Annotated in this window: 18 protein-coding genes and 1 pseudogene; 7 read left to right on the forward strand and 12 right to left on the reverse strand. The window is 63.1% G+C overall.

Features of this window, described 5'->3' with window-relative positions; all coding sequences use genetic code 11:
* The first annotated feature begins 12 nt into the window (after positions 1 to 12).
* Both IEX64_RS02780 and IEX64_RS02785 read left to right on the forward strand, forming a co-directional pair.
* The gene (locus IEX64_RS02780; RefSeq protein ID WP_188818236.1) at positions 13 to 591 is read left to right on the forward strand and encodes a LuxR C-terminal-related transcriptional regulator; all 579 of its coding nucleotides are present in this window, start codon (positions 13 to 15) and stop codon (positions 589 to 591) included.
* A 3-nt stretch (positions 592 to 594) separates the two neighbouring features.
* Positions 595 to 1608: a homoserine dehydrogenase gene (locus tag IEX64_RS02785; RefSeq protein WP_188818025.1), complete on the forward strand. Its 1014-nt coding sequence runs from the start codon at positions 595 to 597 to the stop codon at positions 1606 to 1608.
* A gap of 251 nt (positions 1609 to 1859) precedes the next feature.
* On the opposite strand, the gene pip is transcribed toward IEX64_RS02785, so the two are convergent.
* From pip to IEX64_RS02820, 7 genes are all read right to left on the reverse strand, one after another.
* Positions 1860 to 2810: a prolyl aminopeptidase gene (pip, locus tag IEX64_RS02790; protein ID WP_188818027.1), complete on the reverse strand. Its 951-nt coding sequence runs from the start codon at positions 2808 to 2810 to the stop codon at positions 1860 to 1862.
* Positions 2811 to 2857: 47 nt separating this feature from the next.
* Positions 2858 to 4303 (reverse strand): efflux transporter outer membrane subunit, encoded by a 1446-nt coding sequence (locus IEX64_RS02795; protein ID WP_188818030.1) that lies wholly within the window; start codon positions 4301 to 4303, stop codon positions 2858 to 2860.
* Positions 4303 to 5199, reverse strand: a complete 897-nt coding sequence (locus IEX64_RS02800; protein WP_188818032.1) for an efflux RND transporter periplasmic adaptor subunit — start codon at positions 5197 to 5199, stop codon at positions 4303 to 4305. The genes IEX64_RS02795 and IEX64_RS02800 overlap by 1 nt, the downstream gene beginning before the upstream one ends.
* Complete coding sequence (locus IEX64_RS02805) at positions 5196 to 5411, reverse strand: DUF1656 domain-containing protein (protein WP_188818034.1); 216 nt, start codon at positions 5409 to 5411, stop codon at positions 5196 to 5198. The genes IEX64_RS02800 and IEX64_RS02805 overlap by 4 nt, the downstream gene beginning before the upstream one ends.
* On the reverse strand, positions 5408 to 7495 hold the full coding sequence (locus IEX64_RS02810; RefSeq protein ID WP_188818036.1) for an FUSC family protein: 2088 nt from the start codon (positions 7493 to 7495) through the stop codon (positions 5408 to 5410). Before IEX64_RS02810 ends, IEX64_RS02805 begins: the two co-directional genes overlap by 4 nt.
* Positions 7495 to 7944: a MarR family winged helix-turn-helix transcriptional regulator gene (locus IEX64_RS02815; RefSeq protein WP_188818038.1), complete on the reverse strand. Its 450-nt coding sequence runs from the start codon at positions 7942 to 7944 to the stop codon at positions 7495 to 7497. The genes IEX64_RS02810 and IEX64_RS02815 overlap by 1 nt, the downstream gene beginning before the upstream one ends.
* A 102-nt stretch (positions 7945 to 8046) precedes the next feature.
* Complete coding sequence (locus IEX64_RS02820) at positions 8047 to 9498, reverse strand: aromatic ring-hydroxylating oxygenase subunit alpha (RefSeq protein WP_188818040.1); 1452 nt, start codon at positions 9496 to 9498, stop codon at positions 8047 to 8049.
* 272 nt (positions 9499 to 9770) lie between these two features.
* Between IEX64_RS02820 and IEX64_RS02825 the strand changes: the two genes are divergently transcribed.
* From IEX64_RS02825 to IEX64_RS02835, 3 genes are all read left to right on the forward strand, one after another.
* On the forward strand, positions 9771 to 9965 hold the full coding sequence (locus IEX64_RS02825) for a hypothetical protein (RefSeq protein ID WP_229710031.1): 195 nt from the start codon (positions 9771 to 9773) through the stop codon (positions 9963 to 9965).
* 60 nt (positions 9966 to 10025) lie between these two features.
* Entirely contained in the window at positions 10026 to 10217 is a 192-nt protein-coding gene (locus IEX64_RS02830; protein ID WP_188818042.1) for a hypothetical protein, read from the forward strand.
* Between the two features lie 244 nt (positions 10218 to 10461).
* On the forward strand, positions 10462 to 10782 hold the full coding sequence (locus IEX64_RS02835) for a hypothetical protein (protein WP_188818044.1): 321 nt from the start codon (positions 10462 to 10464) through the stop codon (positions 10780 to 10782).
* Positions 10783 to 10887: 105 nt separating this feature from the next.
* Here the strand turns inward: IEX64_RS02835 and IEX64_RS02840 are convergent, their stop codons facing one another.
* A complete protein-coding gene (locus tag IEX64_RS02840; RefSeq protein ID WP_188818047.1) occupies positions 10888 to 11043 on the reverse strand; it encodes a hypothetical protein in 156 nt (51 codons plus the stop codon).
* Between IEX64_RS02840 and IEX64_RS24680 the strand changes: the two are divergent.
* Positions 11042 to 11104 (forward strand): annotated as a pseudogene (locus tag IEX64_RS24680) (hypothetical protein); the annotation flags it as partial. The gene IEX64_RS02840 and the pseudogene IEX64_RS24680 overlap by 2 nt on opposite strands.
* Positions 11105 to 11230: 126 nt before the next feature.
* Here the strand turns inward: IEX64_RS24680 and IEX64_RS02845 are convergent.
* The 4 genes from IEX64_RS02845 to IEX64_RS02860 all read right to left on the reverse strand — a co-directional run bounded on the left by IEX64_RS02845 (position 11231) and on the right by IEX64_RS02860 (position 15202).
* The gene (locus IEX64_RS02845; protein ID WP_188818049.1) at positions 11231 to 12451 is read right to left on the reverse strand and encodes an NHL repeat-containing protein; all 1221 of its coding nucleotides are present in this window, start codon (positions 12449 to 12451) and stop codon (positions 11231 to 11233) included.
* A gap of 18 nt (positions 12452 to 12469) precedes the next feature.
* Positions 12470 to 13600 (reverse strand): pyridoxal phosphate-dependent aminotransferase, encoded by a 1131-nt coding sequence (locus tag IEX64_RS02850; protein WP_188818051.1) that lies wholly within the window; start codon positions 13598 to 13600, stop codon positions 12470 to 12472.
* 15 nt (positions 13601 to 13615) lie between these two features.
* Positions 13616 to 14494 carry a sulfite exporter TauE/SafE family protein gene (locus tag IEX64_RS02855; RefSeq protein WP_188818053.1) on the reverse strand — a complete coding sequence of 293 codons (879 nt, stop codon included), beginning with the start codon at positions 14492 to 14494 and terminating at the stop codon, positions 13616 to 13618.
* 384 nt (positions 14495 to 14878) lie between these two features.
* Positions 14879 to 15202 (reverse strand): reverse transcriptase-like protein, encoded by a 324-nt coding sequence (locus IEX64_RS02860; protein WP_229710032.1) that lies wholly within the window; start codon positions 15200 to 15202, stop codon positions 14879 to 14881.
* 404 nt (positions 15203 to 15606) lie between these two features.
* On the opposite strand from IEX64_RS02860, the gene IEX64_RS02865 reads away from it, so the two are divergent.
* Positions 15607 to 16008, forward strand: coding sequence for a hypothetical protein (locus IEX64_RS02865; protein ID WP_188818057.1), 402 nt, complete (start codon positions 15607 to 15609; stop codon positions 16006 to 16008).
* The last annotated feature ends 60 nt before the right edge of the window (positions 16009 to 16068 follow it).

Below are 16068 nucleotides of genomic sequence, written 5' to 3' on the forward strand. Positions count from 1 at the left end.
TAGCTTGTGGAGATGACCCCCGAAGGCTTGATCGCGAGCAGCAATGTCGCAGCCGTGATCAGCGATCCGCTTCAGCCGGATAACCCCATCGTTGCCTGCAACGATGCCTTCGTCGCGCTTACCGGATATTCTCGTGACGAGGTCGTCGGCCGCAATTGCCGGTTTCTGCGCGGAGATCTTACCGAGCCGGAACAGACACTTATGTTGCGTGAGGCGGTGAAGGAAGTGCGGCCCGTGATCGTCGAGCTGATGAACTATCGAAAGGACGGGACGCCGTTCCGCAATGCGGTGATGATTGCGCCGCTGTTCGATGATGACGGCGATCTGCGCTATTTCCTCGGTTCCCAGATGGCGATCGACGATCAGGGCGCCAGCCGACACGAGATTGCACGCCAGCAGGTTGAATCGCTGAGCAAGCGCCAGCGGCAGATTCTCGAAGCACTGGCGAAGGGGCAGCTCAACAAGCAGATCGCCTACGAGCTCGGCGTCACCGAAAGGACGGTCAAGATGCACCGGGCGGCGCTATTGCGCGCGCTCGGCGTTCGCACCCTGGCCGAGGCCATTCGTATCGCTGTGGAAGCAGGATACTGAAACTTGCGGCAAGTCAGAGTAACGATTTCCGGCTTCGGCAATGTCGGCCGGCAGATCGCGGCGATGCTGCTGGAGCGGAGAGGGCGGTATCGGCAACTCTACGACGCCGATGTCCGCCTTGTGGCCTTGTGCAATTCCAGGGCGGGCATCCGCAATGACGACGGGATCGCAGCGACCGATTTTGCCGCGATGGTCCCCGGCGCCACCGGCGCATCCTTTCTGGCTGACGCGAAGCCCGATGTCCTGATCGAAACCGGCCCGAGCGATTTCGCAACGGGCGGTCCGGGGCTGTCCTATCTCGAAACTCTGCTCGCCGAGGGCTGCGATGCCGTGGTCGTTTCGAAAGGGGCCCTGGTCCACTCCGGCGCGCGGTTGCGTGAACTTGCCGCATCGACCGGCGCGAGGATCAGGATCAGCGGCGCCACGGCGGCTGCGCTGCCGACCATCGACGTGCTCGAAACCGGCTTGCTGGGGTGCCGTGTCCTGAGTCTCGAAGGCGTGCTCAACGCGACCACCAACTACCTGCTTAATGCCATGATGGCGCGACGTGTGGAATTCGCCGACGCGCTGGGCGAGGCGCAAGCCGGCGGCTTTGCGGAGCGCGAGCCCAGCCGCGATATCGAAGGGTGGGATACGGCCTGCAAGCTGCTCATTCTCGCCAACTTCGGCCTCGGTCTCGATCTGCGCATGGACGATGTGACCGTGTCGGGCATCGGCCATGTGACGCTGCATGATGTCGAAGACTGGCGGAACAAAGGTGTAGTCCCGCGCCTGGTCGGACGGCTCGATCTGCAGGGGGGCAAGCCCATGGCCTCGGTAGCGGTGCGCACCTATCCGCTGGACGATCCTTTCGCGCACATCGCGGGCAAGACCAAGGCCATGCGGGTTCAGACCGACTGCATGGGCGAGATACTGACGATGGGCGGCGGCCCGGAGCCGATGGCAACCGCGTCGGCGGCGCTGAAGGATCTGGAACTGCTGCTGGCTGGCTCGAAAAACGCAGCTTCGCGAGATTGAATGCAGCGTTGGTCCGGATTGCGACGACGGCGAGCGAAGCGCAGAGCGGCATGCCGAATTTTTTGAAACAACTCGACGCCGAGGGCGTTAAGGCCGTTCGCAGTTATGTCGTGAAGCGGGCCAACGACCGGCTCGGGCCTGCCTCTGCAAAGTGATACCGGACCGACCGAACCGGTGAACGTCCACCCTCTTGGCCCGGGCTTCCTTCAGGGAAGTCCGGGCTTTTTTTGGCAGAGTTCCATTTGGTGATCTCAGCCCTTGTTGGCGTAGCCATCGGTCGCACGGATCAGTTGATCGAGTATGCCAGGTTCGGAGTAGGCATGCCCGGCGCCCTCGATCAGATGGAAGTCGGCTTCAGGCCAGGCCTTGTGCAGTGCCCATGCATAGTGCGCGGGGCAGAGCATGTCGTAGCGCCCGTGGATGATCGTTCCCGGTATCCCTTGCAGCTTCCCGGCATCGCGCAGGAGCTGTCCGGGTTCCAGCCAGCAGTCGTTGACGAAATAATGGGTTTCGAGCCGGGCAAAGGCGAGGGCGAAGTGGCCGTCGTCGTGCTGCGCCGACATCGCGGCATCCGGAAGCAGCGTGATCGTTTCGCCTTCGAACAGGCTCCAGGCGCGAGCCGCGGCGATCTGGTCTTCCGTGGAGCCGGTCGTGAGGCGCCGGTGGTAGGCGTGGAGCATGTCGCCGCGCTCGGCCTCGGGGATCGGCGCTACGAAGCGCTCGTACTTGTCCGGGAACATCTGCGAGACGCCGAACTGGTAGAACCAGTCGAGTTCCGGCTTGGAGCACATGTAGATGCCGCGCAGCACCAGTTCACTGACCCGCTCAGGATGCATCTGCGCATAGGCGAGTGCGAGCGTCGAGCCCCAGGAACCGCCGAAGACCAGCCATTGCTCGGCACCGGCAAGGGCGCGCAACCGCTCGATGTCCTCAACCAGATGCCATGTCGTGTTGGCTTCGAGCCCGGCATGGGGCGTCGATTTGCCGCATCCCCGCTGGTCGAACAGCATTACATCGTAGAGTTTCGGATCGAACAATGAACGATGCGCAGGCGAAATACCGCCGCCCGGCCCGCCGTGCAGGAAAACGGCGGGCTTGGCACCCGGTGTTCCGCAGCGCTCGTAGTAGATGGAATGGCCGTCACCGGTGTCGAGTGTGCCAGTCGCGTAAGGTTCGATGGGGGGATAGAGAGTGCGCAGCATCGCTTGTTTCTGGCGGAATTCCATTGGGTTGGAAAGAGGGGTGCTTACTATGAAGCACCGTTCGCCGGTGCTTGCTGCCAGCCTCCACCAAGCGCCAGGAAAACGGCGATCTGCCGATCGACCAGCGCGGCTTCGGCCTGTGCCTGATTGACCCGCGCAGAGGCTAGGGCGCCTTGTGCGCTCAGCAGCGAGAGAAAGTCGCTTCGCCCGAAACGGAATAGCTTGCCCGCCTGATCCGCCGAGAGTTGCGCGCTTGCCGCTGCCCGGTCCAGCGCCTGTGCACGGTCGCGGCCGCGGGCGTAGGTTTCCAGTGCGGTTTCCGTTCCGCGCAGGGCATCGAGGACCACGCTGTCGAAACGGGCAATGTCGGCTTCGACTTGAGCATCGGCTGCGTCGATCCGCGCCTTGACGAAGGGACGGTTCGGGAAGCTCCAGCTCAACAAAGGGCCGAGGCTGAACCCGAAACTGTGCGAAGAGCCGATGCCGGAGAGCTTGCCGCTGCTGATCAGCCCTCCGCCGATGCTGACTTGCGGATAGAGATCGGCGGTGGCGACACCGATGCGCGCGGTGTCAGCTGCAATGGTGCGTTCGGCCTGACGAATATCCGGACGCCGCCGGATCAGCGCGGCACCGTCCCCCACCGGCATCGGGAGCGTCAGGCGGGGCAGGGTGGCGCAGTCTTCGACATCGCGTGGATAGTCCGCGGGCGGTCGGCCCAGCAGTGTCGAAAGCAGATAGAGCGCGTTGCGCCGTGCCGCGACGAGTTCCGGCAGGCTGGCCTTGCTCGTTTCCACGGCCGTACGGGCGCGACTGACATCGAACGCAGTCCCGCGCCCGCCTTTCTGGAGGCGCTCGGTGGCATCGAGCGTTTTCTGCTGCAGCGTCACGACCTGCCGGACCGTGGCGATCTGGTAGTTCGCTGCGCAGACCTCGGCATAGGCCCGCGTGGTCGCGGCGGCCACGCTGATCCGGACAGCGTCGCGGGCAGCTTGCACCTCATCGCGGTCGGCCTCGCTCGCCTCGATGGCGCGGCGCAACTTGCCGTTGAGGTCCAGCGGATAGGACAGGGAAAGACCCAGGGCATAGGTGCCCACGCCCGGCATGTTGGTGCGCGCCGAGACCGGAGAATAGTCGCGTTCGAGACCTGCGTTTGCGCTGGCCGTGGTGGAAAGGGCGCGTTGGCCTGCGGCTTCGCGCACCAGAGCATCGGCGCGGCGCAGGTTGGCATCTGCCTCGCGCAAGTCGGCATTGGCGGTCAGCGCCTGTTCGACCAACTGGTCCAGCCGGGGATCTTCGAAGAGGTGCCACCAATGATCGGGTAAAGGCGCACTTTCGAAGGCGGGACCTTGCGCGGAAAGAAACGCGCCTTGGGCGGATGGCGCATTCGCTGCGGCATTCTGCGGCGGCGCATAATCCGGACCGGCCGTGGCGCACCCTGCGAGAACCAGCGCCAACGCCAGCGCTGCGGAAGAGAGAATGTTTCCGGTGCGCATCAGGCTGCCTTTCCTTGCGGCTTCGGCTCCTGCTCGGGCTCGACGGTGACCGTGGCGGTGCGCCCGAGGATAAGGCGGACGTCGGCGGGCACGTCGGTCAGCTTCACGCGCACCGGAATACGCTGCGCAAGACGGACCCAAGAGAAGGTGGCCTGAACGTCGGGGAGCAGGTTGCCCGACATCCCGCGCGAATCCTCGCTGATGCCGGCGGCAATGCTTTCCACACGGCCATGCAGCGGTTTATCCTCGCCCATCAGCTTGACCGTCACCGGGGCGCCGATGCGGATCAGCGGCAGCTTGGTTTCCTCGAAATAGCCCTCCACGCGCAGCGATGCGGCATCGACCAGCGCCATCGCCTGATTGCCCGCAGCCAGATAGTCGCCGGGGTGCAGATCGAGGTTGGTCACGGTGCCATCGACCGAGGCGTGGACCTGCGTGCGCTTGAGATTGAGCAGCGCCCCGTCGAGCGTGCTGCGCGCTTCGGCAAGGGCTGCCTGCGCCGTCGCGACGCGCGCGACGTTCTGTTCGTGGGTCTCGGTAGCCACCAGATCGCCCAGCGCCCGGTCGCGGTTGGCCTCGCGGCGGGCCTGACGCAGCGTGGCCTCGGCGCTGGCGACACCGGCGCGGGCCTGTTCCACCGCCAGCGTGTAGCGCGGCCGGTCGAGCACGAAGAGGAGGTCGCCGGCTTTTACCGTCTGGTTGTCGTGGACCTCTACCGAGGTGACGAGGCCGGAGATGTCCGGTGTGACGCGAACGACGTCCGCCCGGACCCTGCCATCGCGGGTCCAGGGACTGCGTTCGTAGTGGTTCCACATCCACACGCCTATGGCGATGGCGATCAGGACAATGGCGATGGTGGCGGCGCTGCGGCCGAGATTGGTCAGGACGTTCTTCATGGGGCGAAACCGAATTGGGGGGCGAGGAAAGCGACAGCGCCGAAGACGATGACGTAGAGAGCCAGGTCGACGAGCGCGCGATAGGTGACGAAGCGGTAGAAGCCGAACCGGTCGGCCACACGCATGAGCGCCAACGTGCAGAGCGAGGCAATGATGCCGAAGACGAGCAACGTGGGTACGAAGACGCCGTGAACCGCAAGTTCTCCGTTCATGACGCTCCCTCCCGAAGTTGTGCGTCGCTGACAAAGGGCGGGGCATCGGCAAAAAGGCTGCGGCGCAGGGTGACGAGCGGCAGCACGGCTTGCCGGCGCATTGCCGTTTGGGCGGCGCTACCGAAGCTGCGCAGAGCGTGGTCGATGCGGCCAAGCAGTTCGGGATCCTCCGCAGGCGGTTCGTGGGGAACCATGCGGCGGTAGTATTCGCCGACTCCTGTCAGCACCTCGGTAACGGGGGCTTGGGCCGGAGGATCGATGTACCGGCGTAACTGGCGCAGTTCACTGATGGCCAAGCCGGTGCGGAGGTCGCGCAGCACGTCGTAAAGTGGTTCGCCCGGCAGTTTGCCGCTTGCAGCAAGACGCGGGGCCAGCAGAGCCTGCCGATCCAGCATGCGCGAAACCCAGGCGGACACGTCCGGGGCGGCCCAGCGGTTGCTGCGTTCGGCGATGTCCTGCCAGCCCGCCCGCAGGGTTCGGGCAATGGCGTGGTCGATCCCCGCCGTCTGGATGATCCGGATCATGGCGCCGGCAAAGAGAATCGCGCTCAGCGTAGCGATCTGGCTGTTGAGGAATGTGGCGAAATTGGCCGGAACGCCGGGTCCGAGGTCCACGCCGTACGTCTCTGCGATAATGAAGGGGCTGCCGACGCCCAGCAGAGCGGGGAGGGCGATGCCCCTGTAGCGCGGGTTGCTGAACAGCGCGCCCAGAACCAGCAGCGCCGGGGCGAGGGCAACGGCCATCTCGGGAAAACCGTCGAGCATGGGCAGGATGGCGAAACCGTAGAGGCTGCCAAGAACGATGGCGATTGCCGTGCCCTTGAAGAAGCCGACGACCGGAGGGAGCGAATTGTCCATGGCCGCGAAAAGCGCCGGAAAGATCGACGAGAGCATGACGAAGGTCCCGCCATCGGGCCATCCGCTGTAGAACCACAAGGTGCTGCCGATGATCAGGGTCAGCGCTGCGCCCACGGCGGCACGCAGGGCCCCGCCGACATCGCGATGCAAGGGCCGGTCTCCGACGGTGTCGAGAATTGCAGGCACTCTGGGCGATACGGGGCGGCGATCGGGAGATTCCAGCTGCGCCTGAAGCAGCCGGCAATTGATGTGGGCGTCGATCAGGATGGCCAGCCGTGCGAGCAGGCTCATCCGGAGCAGGTCGGTCCAGCCGGTATCTGCGCCAACCTCGGGTTCGAGTTCAACGCACCGCGCCTTGAGCGCGTCACCTGATTGCTCCAATTCACCGAGGTCTTCCCCGAGGCCGTCAAGCCAATGGTTGGTGTCGCGGAGCAGGTCGACGGTGTCCGGTGGCAATCCGCCTTGCGCGCGGAGGGCAGCGATGCGGTCCGCAACGGCGGCTCCCAGCGGCATGATTTCCGCCAGCTTCTCCTCGATGGCGCGCACGACGCGGATCCGCGGGGCCGGCCCGCTGGTTTCGAAGGGCAGGTGGGTCGACAGCTGGTGCAACTCGGTGATGTCCTGAGCCAGACGGCGCCGCTCCCGGTCGACCTCGTGATTGGGCGCGATGTCGAGTGTATCGCGGCTCCAGACTTCGGCATCGCGCACCACCGTGCGGGTGCGGGCGCGCAGGAACCGGGTTACCGAATTGGGAAGCACCACGCCGTGGACCAGCGATGAGCACAGGATGCCGATTGCGATTTCCTGTGCCCGCAGCGCTGCGACGTCGAAGATGTGCCCCGGCGCGTCGACGATGGGCCAGACGATCAGGCCCGCCGTATAGCCGGCAAGAACGAACATGTACGAAGTGGGCTTGCGGTCGAGCAGCGACAGGAAGACGCACAGGCCCAGCCAGCTCGCCATGGCGGTTACCAGCAGCACCGGCTGCTGCACGAAGAGCGGCACGACAAGGACTGCGAACGCCGCGCCCACCGAGGTCCCTATCAAGCGGAAGAGAGCACGCGAAACGACGGCGCCAGCCAGTGGCCCCGAAACGATGTAGGCGGTCAGGAAGGCCCAATAGGGCCGTTCAAGCCCGATGGAAAAGGCGACGAAGGTCGCCAGCATGGCCGCCGCGTAGCACTTGAGACTGAACACGGCAGCATTGATGCCCCAGCGCTGTGTCATCAGCGGGCACGCCTGTCGGCAATGCGGGTGGCGACGGTTTCGAGCACGCGCAGCGTCGTGTGCAGGTCTTCGTCGCTGACATCATGCAGCAGTTCCTTGCGCAGCTCGATCAGGCGGCCGTCGATCAGCCGCGCAAGCCGCGAGCCTTCCTCGGTGAGATGTAGTGTCTTGGCACGCCCGTCCTCGGGATCGGCGTCGCGGCGAACCAGATCGACTCGTTCGAGGTGTTGCAGCGTGCGGACCAGCGAGGCCTCGGTAATGCCGATCTCCCTGGCCAGATCGGACTGCCGTACGCCTTGCCCCATGCGCTCGAGATGCAGCAGTGCGTAACCGTTCGAGTTGGAAATTTTCAACGACGCGAGAACCTTGTCGGCCAATTGCCGCCAGGAACGGGCAAGGGAAAGGATGTGCGCGGGCAGCGCGGCAGTAAGCGACTCACGATCAGGCATGAGTCATTAGTTAGCGTGCTAACTATATTCTGCAACACGCTTCGGCTTGCGTTCTGCGAACCTGCATTGCTGGAAAATGCAACTATCGGGGCGGGAAGCGGCCTAGCCTTCCCACATATTCCGGATATGTCCGTCGAAATTGCCGGCCAAGTGATGGTTCGCATGGGCGAGGCGGTCTTGCGGAAAGCCGGCAAGGTAACCGTCGATCAACTGCTGATAGTTGCTGACGAGCCCTTCGATGTCCTTCGAAAGGCGCATGAACTCGAAGCCCGCGGCGTGCAGGCCTTTCTGCTGGATCGGGATATTCGAATAGTCCTGCCGGGGGATGGGCGGGAACTCCGGGCTGTCGAACGGCAACACCGTGGGCTGCATGATCGGTTCGGGTTCCTCCCCTTCGGGAAACATCGTCAGCGACCAGATTTCGAAGAAGCACTTCTCCGGGCCGAGCGGACGGATCCGGTAGGCGGCCATGCTGGTGAAGATCGGCAGCAGGAAGTAGTGGGGGAACAGGAACTCCACGGCACGCAGGGGGGCAGTTTGCGCCACTTCCAGCAGGTCCGGAATGGGCTCGCCCCGCGCCTTGAGCTGCTCGGTGACGTGTTTCATGACGATGCCGTACCAGACCGGCACTGCCTCTGCGGGATCGTCCGGCAGTTCGACGTTCACAAGCTGCCCGGCGATTTCCAGTTCCTTGGCGTGGATCATGCCGGCCATGCCTTCGTTGAGCACGCGCAGGTGCTCGAACTGGGCCTCGATCGCCTGGCGCGTCGTGACGCCCTGTTTGGCGCCCTTGCGCATGTTGTCTTCGGTCGCGCCGGAAGGGCCACCGACGGCCTCGTAGCTGTCGTGATTGATGTCCTTCAGAACATGGTGCAGCTGCGGATGCGTCTGCGCGACATGGTAGCCTTCCATGAAGGCCTCCATTGCCGTCTTCCAGTTCGCGGGCAGGACGGTGCCGAAGTGCCATTCGGCATGCAGGCGGTCGATATTGTGCGCGTCGAGCCGCTCGGCAAGCGGGCCCAGGCATTCGCGCAGCGACGGCGCGTCGTCGTCGAGGTTGATCCAGGCGCATCCGCCGAACGTCTCGACCCGGCAGGGGATGAGGTCGAGATCGTCCTCGCCAAGTTGACGTTCGGAAAACAGGTGCTTGCCGTAGACGCGGGTATTCTCGCCATTCATGTTCCATCGCCAGCCGTGGAACGGGCAGATGAAACCTTGTGCAGCGCAGTTGCCGTGCGCGGTTGCATGCGAGCAGTCGACCGTTGTGCCCCCGGCAATCGGCACCCCGCGGTGACGGCAGGCATTGTGCCATGCCTTCACCCCCTGTTCGGTACGCACGACCAGCACGGACTTGCCGACGTTATCGTATTCGATCCAGTCTCCCACTTCGGGGATTTGCTCCAGACGGCAGGCCATCTGCCATACATGCGGCCAGAGGTGTTCGAGTTCGGCCTGATAGAACGCGTCGTTGAAGTAGCGCTGGGCGGGAATGCGTTCCGGATCGTCTATTGGAAACGGAACGGGGCGCAGGCCCGTATCGGCTGACTTGAGCATGGGGTTCCTCTCCGTAGTATTCTTGTGGCCGCGGTCATTCCGCGTGCCTGTTCTATCGTTGCCGCGTATTTCCGTGCCGCGGTTCACATCGATGATGCGCGTAACTCTTGCCTGATGCAATCAGTTAGGGTTCTGAACGCGCGCGTATCGCCTGCACGGGCAAGCGGACGTTCCAAGAGAACGGTAGAGAAAAGGGCCGGGCAGGCTTTGCCGGTTAATTCCGGCATGGGCTTTCGGCTGAAACTGCCTGCCACTGATAGGCCGGCACCGTTATGACGGTAGGCGGGTATTACGACATCACCACGCCTGTCGCCGCCGGTCAGTTCGCTCTCGATCATGCAGGCATTGGCCCGGACAGCCGAACGTCAAAGGCCTATCCTGCAGGCCATTCCGTGTTCGAGGACGAACAGCAACTGGCCCGCTTGGCCGATGACATGCGCACCTGGGTGACAACGCTCGGAAAATAGCTGCTGAGGTCCCTTGGGAGGGGCGGGTTTCCCATTCGGTTCCATACATTCGGAAGAGGGATGGCAATCATCGACGAAGCGAACGCCCTCAGGGCTGGCCCTGGCTGTGGTCAAATGCCCACCGCCGTGCCGCCAACGATGATCTTTTGCGCTGGCGAGATATCTGGTGCCACCGCGTTCAATCCTGCATCGAAGAGCGAGTTTTCGTTCGAGGGTGCCGTCACGACGATGAGTTTCGATGCGCTACGATGAAATAATCCTGATTTTACAAAAGTATTGATCGATTTCCGAAGCGCTCGCGGCGTGGTTTCCTGTGCACGACGCTTTCGATTCCTGGTTGATCTGTCCGATGCTTCTTTCAATTCGTCGTCGAAGACTTGTCTGAAAATGCTGCAAGTGCGGTAATTGCAATTGGCATTACCTACTAACCTAGGTTAGTAGCGCATCAGGTCCGACGATAAGGATCGGTTTGATACCTACCCATGGAGAGTTCGAAATGAAAAAGTTTGGTTCTGGAACCGTTCTCGCGGCGGTTGCCGCTCTTGCTTTGATGCCTGCTTCGGTAAACGCAGAAACGACGCAGTCGGTGCGTGAAGTCACCGAAGACGCGGCCGCACCCGTGCAGCTCAACAGTGGCATGATGCTCTACAGCTCGACCGGCCACCGCGTCGCCCCGATCTACAGCGTGACCTCGGACGGCGATCCGCAGCTCATTCTGAACGGCCGTCTCGTTACCGTTCCGGCTTCGACGCTGTCGCTGGTGGACGGCAAGGTTACGTCCAACCTGACCAAGTCTCAGATTGCCAAGGCCAGGTAAATCCAGTTTGCGAGGCAGGAGGCGTCCGGTCAGGTGTGTGTGGTGAACACATCGCTTGTCAGACGTCCCCTGCCAGCCCGTGGGTGACCGGCAGGAGTTGTCCGATTATCCGGCGTGGACCGGAAAGACACGCGCATCGCCGTAGTCCCTGATGCGATCGACGTTATTCAGGGCTTCCATATCCGCATCGGAAATCTCGAAATCGACGGCAGCGTTGTAGCGGATATGATTGAGGTTGCCCGACTGCGGCAGCGGAAGCATGCTGAGCTCTTCGCGCCGGCTCGTGGCCGGATCGCTCCTGTTCGGCGTGGGATGGGGACTTGCCGGAATCTGCCCCCGGGCCCGCCGTCGTCAACTTGGCGATGGTGCCGTCCGTGGCCTTCGTCGTGCCGATGGTCGTTGGTCTGGTGGCTTCGGCGATGTGGGCGGCGCAGGCTCGGCTAAGCTGCTATTCTGCCAGCCCGGTGAAGACGAACCGTTGCACGCGCCGGCCGGTATTGACTTCCGTCGTGTAGACATTGCCTGCGCTGTCGACGTCGACGCTGTGCAGCCAGATAAACTGTCCCGGGTACCGCCCGTTGCGGCCGAATGACCCCAGGATCTGGTGTGTTTCGCGCAGCAGGATCCACACCCGACCGTTCATCATGTCGGCGACGTAGACATAGGTCCCGTCCGGGCTGAAGGCCACGTCGCTTGCCGTGCGGGTGCCGCCGGTTTCCGGCGCGATGACGATGTCCTTGATGAACGCGATCCCGGAAGGAGTCTCGCGGAACAGTTGCAGGCGGTTGTTGCGGCGGTCGCAGACATAGACGGTATTTTCGGGTCCGCGCACCACGCAGTGGACGATGTCGCCGAAGCTCCTGGACTCAGGGTTCGCGCCGCCATCGCCAGTGCTGGTCGCTTGGCTCTGATCGAACGGCTCGTCGCGAGTGCCGCCATCGGGCGCCCCGCCATAGGCCCCCCACATCTGTTTGAACGCGAGGTCGCCCTCGTCAAACTCGACGATCCGCTTGTTGATATAGCCATCGGCCACCAGCACGCTTTCGCCGTTGCTGGCGATATCGGCCGGATTGCCGAGAAACTCTAGTGAGCCATTACCGTCCGTCGATTGCCGGCGTCCGATCTGCCGGATGAACTTACCGTCCATGGTGAAGTTGAGCACGACATGGTCGCCATTGCCGTTACCGCCCAGCCACACGGTCATGGCGTCGTCGACAAACAACCCGTGCACATTGGCCGGCCATTGCTCGTTTCCGGTCTCGACAGCCTCGGGGCCCTTGCCGGTCACGGTGCTTTCGCCCGGGGCGATGTCCGGGCCGCCCCAGTTGCGCAGCAGGTTTCCTTCCTGATCGAACTGCATCACGTGGAGCGGAGCCTTGCAGCATCCCACGGCGATAGGCGGATCGCTATCGAGCCCGGTTTCCGTCGCGTCGAGAGAATTCGGGCGCGTCAGGATCCAGATGTTGTCATTCCGGTCGACCGAGAGGCCGGGAACCTGGCCTAGAATCAGGTCATCCGGCAGTTTCGGCCAGCTCGTATCGACCTTGAACATGGGAATGGGGACATCGTCGTTGAGCCGCTCGCGAGCAACGTCGACGAGGGTGTCCGCCTGCGCGGCACTGGCCGCCATTACCGTTGCGGCCATTAGCAGAACGCGTCTCAACTTCATCTCCCTCTCTCCGTTCTGTCAGCCGGACAGTTGGCCTATGATTTCCGGCAGCGCCTTCGCATAACGTACGACGTCTTCCATCTTTCCCGTGCTGACTCGCGAGTATTGCGCCCAGGGGCCGTAGGCGCCGCGGATCGCGATGCCGCGTTCCTGCATCGCGGCTTGAACCGCATCGGCATCGGGCACCTTCACATAGACGAAATTGGTCTGTGAGGGCAGGGCGGTCAGCCCGGCGGTCTTGACCGCATCAAGGATCATCGCCCGTCCTTCGGTCACCATGAGCTTGGATTGCTCGATGAACGCCGTGTCGTTGTAGCTGGCAATAGCACCGGCGATGCCTGCCACATTGCCACCGAAACTCATGAGGTAGCCTCTGATCCGATCGGCATTTTCCTCGCTGGTGATCGCGTATCCCACGCGCATTCCGGCCATGCCGTAGATCTTCGAAAACGTGCGGCAGATGATGACGTCGTGACCGTCGCGCACCAGGCCGACGAGCGAGTTGGCGTCGGGCGTGTCGGTCAGTTCGTTGTAGGCTTCGTCGATCAGCAGCGTGGCGCCCGGTGTGACCTTGGCGGCGAAGCTGCGCAGGGCGGCACTGTCGATCAGCATGCCGGTGGGGTTGTTGGGGTTGCATATCTGGATCAGCGAGACGTCGTCGCTCATGGCGCCTGCCATGGCATCGAGATCGACGCTCATGTCCGCGGCGAGCGGAACGCGGATCGATTTTACCCCCTGCCGCTCGCCGTAGTTGACCGTCGTATCCCAGAAAAGATCGGGGCACAGGATCGCGCCTTTCTCACCCCAGGCGAGTGCGATGGCGCAAAGGATCTCGGTCGATCCGCTGCCGAGGACCACCTGCTTGGGCGAAACGCCATTTCGCTCGGCGATCATGTCCTGAAGATACCCCACCCCGCGGTCGGCGTAGTAGCAGCCCATCCTGGCCGTCTTGCTGATCGCCTCGATGGCTGAAGGGGCAGGGCCGTATGGGTTTTCGTTCCGGCTGAGCAGGGCCTGTCCAGTGAGCGGCCCGAAATGCGATGCCTCGGCAGCAGGCGCGGCGGCGACGGTGCGAGCGGCAAGCGGTATCGCGCCGATCCCTGCGGAAAGGCTGGCTCCGGCGAGAAAATTTCTGCGATTGGCAATCATGGGAGAGTCCTTCCTTCAGTATTTGGCGATCATCGTCACTCCAACCACCAAGAGGTAAATTCCGAAGACGCGGCGTAGTACGGCCGGGCGCAGCAGGTGTGCGGTCGCGACACCGAGCGGCGCAACCAGCACCGACATGAAGGTGATCACGATCGCAGCGGGCAGGTTGACATAACCGACCGACCCCCACGGCAGGTTCGGCTCGCCGAAGCCGATGAACAGGAATCCGATCGTGCCGGGCAGGGCAATGATTGCACCCATCCCGGCAGCTGTGCCGATAGCCCGGTGGATGGGGCTGCCACAGGCCGTCATCACGAGAGTCGTCAGGGTGCCGCCGCCGATGCCCAGTAGCGCGGAGACAAGGCCCAGCCCGCCAGCGATGCCTGCTCGTGGGAGGCCGGTCGGCAAGGCGACGGCCACCTTCTGGACGCGAGGGGCAGGGCGCAGGAAATAGATCGCAAAGGCGAACACGCCGAAACCGAAGATCATCGCGAGTTCGGCGCCGCTGATCCGATCCGCTACCAGCGATCCGAATATCGTGCCCAGCGCAACGAAGGGCGCCCAGCTTTTCAAGACTGAGAAGTCGACGGCGTCGCGTGCGGCGTGGCTCATGGTCGAGCGGATGGAGGTAAAGATGATCGTCGCGAGCGAGGTGCCGACCGCGACATGAGCGACCTGCACGGGATCGACACCGAGCATCGGCAACAGGAAAACCAGCGCGGGAACGACGACGAAGCCGCCGCCAATCCCGAACAGGCCGCCGGCAAAGCCCGCGCCTGCCCCGGCAAGGAGCAGTGCCGCAATCGTCAGACTAAGAGAGTTCGGATCGCCCACATCCTGAACATACCCCACAGAGGGGGCGTGCCAAGCTAATTGTTGCGCCGCAGCATCCATGCTGTGGTGCAACAATTAGCTTGGCCGGGCACGACCGCTATGGCGCAATCGTTCTGAGCGTTGGGCGTCTGTGGACCGAAAGCTGAAGCCGGCGCGAAAAGCGGTGCGGTGTTGCAGCCATTGATCTGCGCAGTGCGACAACCTGCGGTGTACAAAGCCCTACTTGGACAACGGCTTGATCTTGAGTCTGCGCGGCGTCGTCAATCTCGATGCCGGCAGCGGCAAGGACCCTAGCAGAGCAGAACGAACAGCGGCCCCCCACCGCAGCGCGATCCGCACCTGAAGCCGCTCGACCTCGACGCCTAGGAACCCGCGGCACTTGTCACGTTTCTGGAAACCCTCTGATCCCCGACTTCAGTCGGGAGGATAGGCCGGGCGAGTGGTCTATCTTGGGTGTCGAGAGGCGAGACAAATGCCCGCCAGGTTTTGTTCGCGTTTGATCCAGCGAACGCGAGCCGGCCTCTCCTTGGCTGCCAAGGCCAGAAACCGGGCGGCGTGATTGTTCGTCGCCTGACCGGTGTTCAAGACGAGGTTTGCCTCCCGAATGACAGCGAGCGCGTCACCGATCAGTTCTATGTCGGCAAGGCCCAACGACTGGGCCTGTTCCATCGCCACGAGCAGGGCCAGCCATTCGGCGTCGGTATTGGTGCCGGTCCCGAGGTCTTCGAACAGATATTCGACGCCGCGTATGACGACAGCGGCCTCCATGTGCCCCGGGTTAGGACGAGAGCCCCCATCGAAGAATACTTTCACTCTTCGGCGTGCCATTCGAATATCGATCCTTCCGCTGCCAATCGTGACCGACCGGTCGTTGGGTCCTGGAGCCTGCAATACCCGCGTCGTCCGCATCTGCCAGCAATGGCAAGAAACTTGAAACAAAGAGCATTACTGCGGTTGAGGATCATGTGGGCACATTCGTTCGACCTGCTGGGCACTGCTGAGATCGAGGGGATGCGCACCGAAGTGCGGCGGTGGCACAAGGTCAGCCCATACAGCAATACCGTGGCAGTACCAGCCAACATCCTGAGATGCCGGTTTCGTGCGGGCGCGGCCCGACCGGGGCTTGCCGGACCCCGGCGTGCCGCCAGCGGCGCCTTTCGCTGCCGGGTTCGTTGCACTTCCTGCCGCGCTCGCACCATCGTGAATTCGAGTCCGACGGGGCCGATCTCGATGTCGTCATCATGTTTCTCGATGATGAGCGGATAGACTTCAGTCTGAGCGATCGGGCCCAGCGGGAGCTGTGGGTTCCTTCGCTGGTCGAGATCATCAACATCGTCTGCCGCGAAGCGATTGCGCTGGGCTTTTCCTCTGCGGCTTTGCTGGAATACTGCAAGGAAATCCTCGTCATCAAGCTGCTGCGCGAGCCGCTGAAGGACGAGTCCGTTCCCGGGGGCGCCGCTTTCAAGCGGCGACGGGCAAGTCACCGTCGTTATTCGTCGCGGAACTCCAGCTCGCGAAGTCGCGTGACAAGCGGTCTTCCATTTACTTCGCGTCGCAGGAGCATTCATCGCTGACACCGCGATAATGCGCGCCAGTACTGTGGTTGCGTTCATCGGGATCGTTGCTATCGGCGG

The sequence above is a fragment of the Novosphingobium indicum genome (assembly GCF_014645195.1).
In the GTDB taxonomy this organism is placed as follows: Bacteria; Pseudomonadota; Alphaproteobacteria; order Sphingomonadales; family Sphingomonadaceae; genus Novosphingobium; species Novosphingobium indicum.

Bases quoted from the DNA above. Each gene is read 5' to 3' on its own strand.
- IEX64_RS02780 (WP_188818236.1), top strand. From the start codon at position 13: ATGACCCCCGAAGGCTTGATCGCGAGCAGCAATGTCGCAGCCGTGATC.
- pip (WP_188818027.1), bottom strand. From the start codon at position 2,810: ATGCTGCGCACTCTCTATCCCCCCATCGAACCTTACGCGACTGGCACA.
- IEX64_RS02795 (WP_188818030.1), bottom strand. From the start codon at position 4,303: ATGCGCACCGGAAACATTCTCTCTTCCGCAGCGCTGGCGTTGGCGCTG.
- IEX64_RS02800 (WP_188818032.1), bottom strand. From the start codon at position 5,199: ATGAAGAACGTCCTGACCAATCTCGGCCGCAGCGCCGCCACCATCGCC.
- IEX64_RS02805 (WP_188818034.1), bottom strand. From the start codon at position 5,411: ATGAACGGAGAACTTGCGGTTCACGGCGTCTTCGTACCCACGTTGCTC.
- IEX64_RS02810 (WP_188818036.1), bottom strand. From the start codon at position 7,495: ATGACACAGCGCTGGGGCATCAATGCTGCCGTGTTCAGTCTCAAGTGC.
- IEX64_RS02815 (WP_188818038.1), bottom strand. From the start codon at position 7,944: ATGCCTGATCGTGAGTCGCTTACTGCCGCGCTGCCCGCGCACATCCTT.
- IEX64_RS02820 (WP_188818040.1), bottom strand. From the start codon at position 9,498: ATGCTCAAGTCAGCCGATACGGGCCTGCGCCCCGTTCCGTTTCCAATA.
- IEX64_RS02825 (WP_229710031.1), top strand. From the start codon at position 9,771: ATGACGGTAGGCGGGTATTACGACATCACCACGCCTGTCGCCGCCGGT.
- IEX64_RS02830 (WP_188818042.1), top strand. From the start codon at position 10,026: ATGGCAATCATCGACGAAGCGAACGCCCTCAGGGCTGGCCCTGGCTGT.
- IEX64_RS02835 (WP_188818044.1), top strand. From the start codon at position 10,462: ATGAAAAAGTTTGGTTCTGGAACCGTTCTCGCGGCGGTTGCCGCTCTT.
- IEX64_RS02840 (WP_188818047.1), bottom strand. From the start codon at position 11,043: ATGCTTCCGCTGCCGCAGTCGGGCAACCTCAATCATATCCGCTACAAC.
- IEX64_RS02845 (WP_188818049.1), bottom strand. From the start codon at position 12,451: ATGAAGTTGAGACGCGTTCTGCTAATGGCCGCAACGGTAATGGCGGCC.
- IEX64_RS02850 (WP_188818051.1), bottom strand. From the start codon at position 13,600: ATGATTGCCAATCGCAGAAATTTTCTCGCCGGAGCCAGCCTTTCCGCA.
- IEX64_RS02855 (WP_188818053.1), bottom strand. From the start codon at position 14,494: ATGGATGCTGCGGCGCAACAATTAGCTTGGCACGCCCCCTCTGTGGGG.
- IEX64_RS02860 (WP_229710032.1), bottom strand. From the start codon at position 15,202: ATGGAGGCCGCTGTCGTCATACGCGGCGTCGAATATCTGTTCGAAGAC.